The organism is Endozoicomonas sp. SESOKO2, from assembly GCF_024606245.1.
Taxonomy (GTDB): domain Bacteria; phylum Pseudomonadota; class Gammaproteobacteria; order Pseudomonadales; family Endozoicomonadaceae; genus Endozoicomonas_A.
The window spans coordinates 1-6014 of record NZ_JAHHPQ010000125.1 but is presented as its reverse complement, the minus strand read 5'-3'; the positions used below and the strand labels follow the sequence as shown (position 1 = coordinate 6014).

The following is a 6014-nucleotide window of genomic DNA, read 5'->3' as shown; positions in this document are numbered from 1 at the left end:
GCTGACCTCAACACTGCCAGTGTTGCGCTCTCCCAGCTGAGCTATAGCCCCAAAAAAGTTCTCAATGATTCGGCTCACCCCTCTCTTTCTGAGAGGTTATTTGGCTACCCCGAAACGCAGGGCGAATGATATGGATGCCCCCCTGAACTGTCAAGCTCACTTATGAAAAAATGTTTAATCGAAGCAGTTAGTTATATAGTTTTTTTTCGCTGGACGCTTTATCACCCAAGCCTCGCACAAACCTTCTACCCCTGATGAAGAAAAAGCCGGAAAAATCCAGCTTTTTCTGAGAGGAATGAGCCAGATTTACTCAAACTCAGCTCCCAGCGCTCTGAACTCTTTTTCAAAACGCTTGGTTTCTTTCTTGGACAATCCACCCAGAACATTGACCGCGTGACGCAGACGAGCACGAGTCATGTCTGCACCCAGAATGGCCATGGAGTCCATCACCGACCAGGAGTTGGGTGTGCCAGCAATAGCAATAAAAATAGGAGGATTAAAATCACCCAGCTTCAGCCCCATCTCTTTGGCAAGAGTTTTCACCTCAGCAAAGATGTTTTCTTTATTCCATTGCCTGAGCTGCTCCAGCCTCCAAAGAGTGAATTGCAACACTTTCTTTACCTCAGCCGGCTCAAGCTTTTTATGCACAAAGTCTTCTTCTGACAGTTCCAACATGCCAGAGAACATAAAGCTGGCCATGGGAGCAAAGTCAGCCAAAGTTTCTACACGACTCTGAGCGTATGGCAGGAACTTCATAATATAATCACTGTTGAGCAGCCATTTATGAAGGCGATCGGCAAATTGTTCGGTGCTCAACTCTTCACGAATCCAGCTGGCATTCAGCCACGAGAGTTTTTCCTGATCAAAAATTGGCCCACCCGGAGAGACACGCTGGATGTCAAAGTTTTCAACCATCTCTTCCAGGTTAAACTTCTCACGCTCATTCGGCATCGACCACCCCATACGAGCCAGGTAGTTCAGCAACGCTTCTGGCAGGTAACCGGCATCCCGGTAATAGGTAATACTGGTTGGATTCTTACGTTTGGACAGCTTGCTCTTGTCAGGATTTCGCAGCAACGGCATATGGCAGAGCCTTGGCATATCCCACTCAAAGTATTGATAAAGCAGCTGGTGCTTAGGGGCAGAACTGATCCACTCCTCACCCCTGATGACGTGAGTAATCCCCATCAGGTGATCGTCGACCACATTAGCCAGATGGTAAGTAGGCATACCGTCCGCTTTAACCAGAACCTGCATATCCACCTGAGACCATTCAATCTCAATGGTGCCACGCAGCATATCTTCTACTTTACTAATCCCTTCAGAAGGCACCTTCATGCGAACAACATAAGGCTCACCTGCTGCCATTTTGCTCCGCACTTCTTCTTCCGAAAGATGCAGACAGTGGCCATCATAACCTGAGCCCTGCCTGGTTTCGGCTTGCTCTGCTCTGAGTGCATCCAGACGCTCAGCAGAACAGAAACAACGGAAAGCATGCCCCTTATCAAGCAACGTTTGCGCATGCTGGTCGTAAATTTCACGCCTTTCACTCTGACGATAAGGGCCGTATGCACCGCCCACATCAGGCCCTTCATCCCAGTTCAGGCCCAGCCAGCGCAGGGAGTCCAGAATCTGCTGTTCAGATTCAGCCGTGCTTCGCACCTGATCAGTATCTTCTATACGAAGCAGAAACTGCCCCCCCTGACTCTTGGCAAAAGCCATATTAAACAGGGCAATATAGGCTGTTCCCACATGGGGATCGCCGGTCGGCGAGGGAGCTACGCGAGTACGAACAGTCATGATCTATTAACGAGTCCAGTTTAAGTGGGCGCTAGTCTACACTCAGCAGGACCCCATCGACAATGAATCAACGACTACCCACAATTTCTCTTGAGATATAACAGACGGGGGTCACCCCCCAAGCTTTCGCATGGCATCTCTCACAACATTGTAGTGTTGATTGACACCCAGCTTGCTCATCAGCCAGTTGACTGTGGTGCCCTGAATCAGGAGAGAGAACAAAATCACAGCCAGAGTCATATCCATAATCAGCTTTTTTTCAGGAATACTGTCAGGAATCGACAGCATCAGCGCGACGGGCACAACGCCTCTCAGCCCACCCCAAAACATAATGGCTTTGGTTTTGTTATCCACCGGACGCCCCACTGGCAGGCGGTTTGATATCGGCAGGAGCAGATAGACGACGACCAGACGACCAATCAGAACGGCAGCAACGGCGAGCAGAAGGTAGGGATAGTAGACCTGTAAGTGATTGAGATTTCTGAAAAGTAGGTTTTCTTTCATCCCCAGCAGCAGGAAAATCAAGCTGTTGGCTATGAAAGCCATGAATTCCCAATAGGGCGTAATAAAACTGCGGACCTGTTCAGACAACACTTTTCCTGAACTTGTTCGAGTGACAATACCTGCAGCAATCGTTGACATGACACCGGACACTCCCAGCACATGATCAGCAATAATAAAACTGCTGTAAGCCAGAATAGTGGTATGAGCAATCTGCACAAAAGGCTCGTTTCTGCCCAGCCTCAACAGCCCATGCATAGCGATACCCATGACCGTACCAACCACTATTCCGCCAAAAAAGACCTCTATAAATGACCAGACGCCACCCAAAACAACGCCGACGCCAACGCCGACGCCGGCCTGAATAACTGCAAGAACAATCCCGAAAATAACAATAGCGGTGGCATCATTAAACAGACTTTCGGCATCCATCAGCATGGACATCCTGGCCGGCGCTCCTACCTCCTTGAACAGGGCAATAACAGCCACGGGGTCCGTTGCTGAAATCAGAGCTCCAAACAACATGGCTCCAGCCAGACTGAGTGGAGTCAGCAAATTCATGACAACCCCAATCACAAGCATGGAAAGGATTACACCAAATATGGCGAGATTAAGAACTGAAGTCATTTCACGAAACAGATGTGGGGGCTTTATATTGATAGCCGCATCAAATATCAGCACCGGAAGCAGGATATACATGATCAAGTCATGGGACAGATCAACCTTCAGCAATGGCTCCAATGCATCGGTGTATTGCGCCAGAATCCCCAGAACCATGCCGATCACTACCAAGCCAATGGTATAAGGAAACCTCAATTTTTTTAATAATATGGACGAGCTGGTAGCAAGAAGCAGCAGGCCAGCCAGTATCAGGACCTGTGTAGCAAGGCCGGTTTCGTGCATATCTAAACCTCTGGAAAAGATTCAATGAGACATATCAGGATTATGTCGGGTTGGGTAGACCTGGAAGACCAATGGCTTCCGGGGGTAACGAGAGAAAAATAGCAGCCCGCAGAAGAATATACAGCTCAACCAGAAGAAAGGTACAGAGCTTACCCCAGCCATAAACTCTATGGGTTATAAGAATTTTCATTAAAGGCCATAAATAAATCTTATCTCGCGCTTTTATTTTAATATGGCATGTTTAGAAGATATAAACCCAATAGCAATTAAAGGTGTTCCAACCTATGACGGAGTTAATGACCCTGCCGATATAGTGTAGTGGATGTTAAAGATTCAGTCTTTTGCTCAAGCAGTATAAAATACCGCCGTTCTCATAATCAGAACTTCATCATGCACATCACTCTCAAACAGCTCAAGACATTTCGGGCTGTAGCAAGTCTCGGACAGGTGCGCCTGGCTGCCCAACAGCTTAACCTTTCTCAGCCCGCTACCAGTATGGCCATTGCCGAGCTGGAGAATCAACTGGGCTGCCAGTTGTTTGACCGAACAGGCAACAAACTCCTGATTAATCATCAGGGCGAGCTGCTGATACCTCTGGCTTCTGAGATGTTGGATCGAACGTCTGAAATAGAAAGCCTGTTCAGAGATCTGCAGAACACCGAATCGGGCCATCTTCGAATCGGTGCCAGTACCACTATTGGCAACTATCTTTTACCCGATATCCTGGCCCGGGTCAGCGCCGACTTCCCCAAGATCAGTTTTAACATGGATATCCGTAATACTGAGAACATCATCAATCGTGTCACCAGTTTTGACTTGGACATCGGGTGTGTTGAAGGCCCTTGCCAACATGAAGATATTGACGTCATCCCCTGGAAGGAAGATGAACTGCTGGTCATCTGTAGTCCCGACCACTCTCTTGCCAAATGTGGTGAAATTTCGGTAGGAGAACTGAATCACCAAAACTGGATTCTCAGGGAGTCAGGCTCCGGAACCCGTAATATTTTTGATCAGCAGCTGGGTCAAAAGCTGAGCAACCTGAGTATCAAGATGGAGCTGAATCAGACTGAAGCCATCAAAAAACTGGTGCAATCCGGACAGGGCATCAGCTGTCTGTCCCGACTTTGTGTTAGCCACGAACTGGAGCTGGGCGAGCTGATTCCAGTCAAGATCTGCGGAATCACGATGAAAAGAATCCTTTCCCTGCTGCTTCATAAAAAAAAGTATCAGAGCCACATCATTCAACTGATACTGAAAGCTCTGGGCTGGCAGAAACCGAAATATTGACTACTTTAAGTGAGCTGATGATGAACAGAATACGGGAAAAATACCTTGCAGCTCACACCAAAGCATTCACGTTCACAACAGGTTTTTGTCGGCAAGACAGTCCGGAATATTGCCTTACTGATTCTGGCATTCTGGCTGGTGAAAGGTAACGCCTCCGAGTCTGAAGAGGCCGGACCTGGACCGAAAATAAGCAATGCAGCGCTGGAAAAGCTGGATGTCAATGAACTGAAAATGACTATGCTTACGGACATCTCCAGCACAATAATCAGCGATGGAGAGCTTGCCGCCAGCACCAAAACCAATATCGCAAGCCTGATCATTAGCCCCCTTATGCACTCACCTGAAGTTCAGGTTGCCGGCAGTGATGAGTTCACACGCCCGGTGGCTGTCAGCTTTCAGAAAACCTTTGAGCAGAGCCTGATGAACATGCTTGATGAAGGGCTCATCAGTCATGCCATAGCGATTATCCATACCCGTAAGCCGACCACCCCTCTATGCAACCCTGTGGGCAAAGCCCTGAGACAAACCATGTCAGCCTCCATGCAGGATGACCCACACCGGGTTAAAACCATTCAGGACAGAACTTTCACCCTGCGCAGAATGGCGCAGAAAGGTTCTCCTGTGGAACTTTATGTGGCATATATTAAAGGTGGCCTGAATAAACGCTCGCCGGAAGAGCAACAGATTTATAACAAAGAGGTCAATAACACTGCCAATTCCAGTCTCCATGATAAAGAGATGACCTGCACAGAAATGCCCGATGAAATAGTAGGTGCCTCTTACTTGCTGACCACTAAACGAGGAAACACGCTCTACTTTGGCACTAATGGCACTCAGGCTGCCGATGCAACTGGCAATACCCTTTGGAAATTCTGGTTCGGAAACTTGAAAGATGCTTCCGTCGAAAAGCGTTATAAAGAGGTGTTCAAGTACCTCAAAGAAGGTGGTCTGGATATTCCTCTTAAGTAATTGTACCGAAATAGGCTAATTACCCCCCTTCACCACGATGACAAAGTCTCGGCAGGTGATTAGAATTCGCTGACTACAATCAGTCAACCTCCCCAGGTAACTTAAGTATTATGCATAAAGTCATTGAGACCCCGGATGCACCACCTGCCATTGGCCCATATTCCCAGGGGATTCAATTTGGCAATCTGATTTTCACCTCCGGTCAGCTGCCCATTGAGCCTGAAACTGGAGACGTGTCTGAAGACACCAAAGAACAGGCTCATCAGTGCCTGAAAAACCTTAAGTCTGTTCTGGAAGCGGCAGGCAGCAGCCTGAACAAAGTCAAGAAAGCGACGGTGTTTGTAAAAGACATGAACGACTTCACTGACATCAATGAAGTTTACAAGCAGTACTTTACATTCCCTTTCCCTGCCCGCAGCTTGGTAGAGGTGGCTCGCCTACCTAAAGATGTGAAAGTAGAAATTGAAGTGGTTGCTGCCGCCGAGTAACCAGTTTCGTTAGCTAGCAGCCTGTCGGACTTAAGGCTGTCCTACTGCGGTTGCAATAAATTGGTC

Annotated in this window: 5 protein-coding genes; 3 read left to right on the top strand and 2 right to left on the bottom strand. The window is 48.0% G+C overall.

The features are described from left to right. Nucleotides 1-306: 306 nt before the first annotated feature. Entirely contained in the window at nt 307-1800 is a 1494-nt protein-coding gene (gltX, locus tag KDK17_RS03385) for a glutamate--tRNA ligase (RefSeq protein WP_257255143.1), read from the bottom strand. Between the two features lie 111 nt (nt 1801-1911). Further along, nucleotides 1912-3204, bottom strand: a complete 1293-nt coding sequence (locus tag KDK17_RS03380) for a sodium:proton antiporter (protein ID WP_257280523.1) — start codon at nt 3202-3204, stop codon at nt 1912-1914. A gap of 390 nt (nt 3205-3594) precedes the next feature. Between KDK17_RS03380 and KDK17_RS03375 the strand changes: the two genes are divergently transcribed. The 3 genes from KDK17_RS03375 to KDK17_RS03365 all read left to right on the top strand — a co-directional run bounded on the left by KDK17_RS03375 (nt 3595) and on the right by KDK17_RS03365 (nt 5948). After that, nucleotides 3595-4491 (top strand): LysR family transcriptional regulator, encoded by an 897-nt coding sequence (locus KDK17_RS03375; protein WP_257280522.1) that lies wholly within the window; start codon nt 3595-3597, stop codon nt 4489-4491. Between the two features lie 45 nt (nt 4492-4536). After that, nucleotides 4537-5460: a hypothetical protein gene (locus KDK17_RS03370; protein WP_257280521.1), complete on the top strand. Its 924-nt coding sequence runs from the start codon at nt 4537-4539 to the stop codon at nt 5458-5460. 110 nt (nt 5461-5570) lie between these two features. Further along, entirely contained in the window at nt 5571-5948 is a 378-nt protein-coding gene (locus KDK17_RS03365) for a RidA family protein (RefSeq protein ID WP_257280520.1), read from the top strand. Nucleotides 5949-6014: the final 66 nt, after the last annotated feature.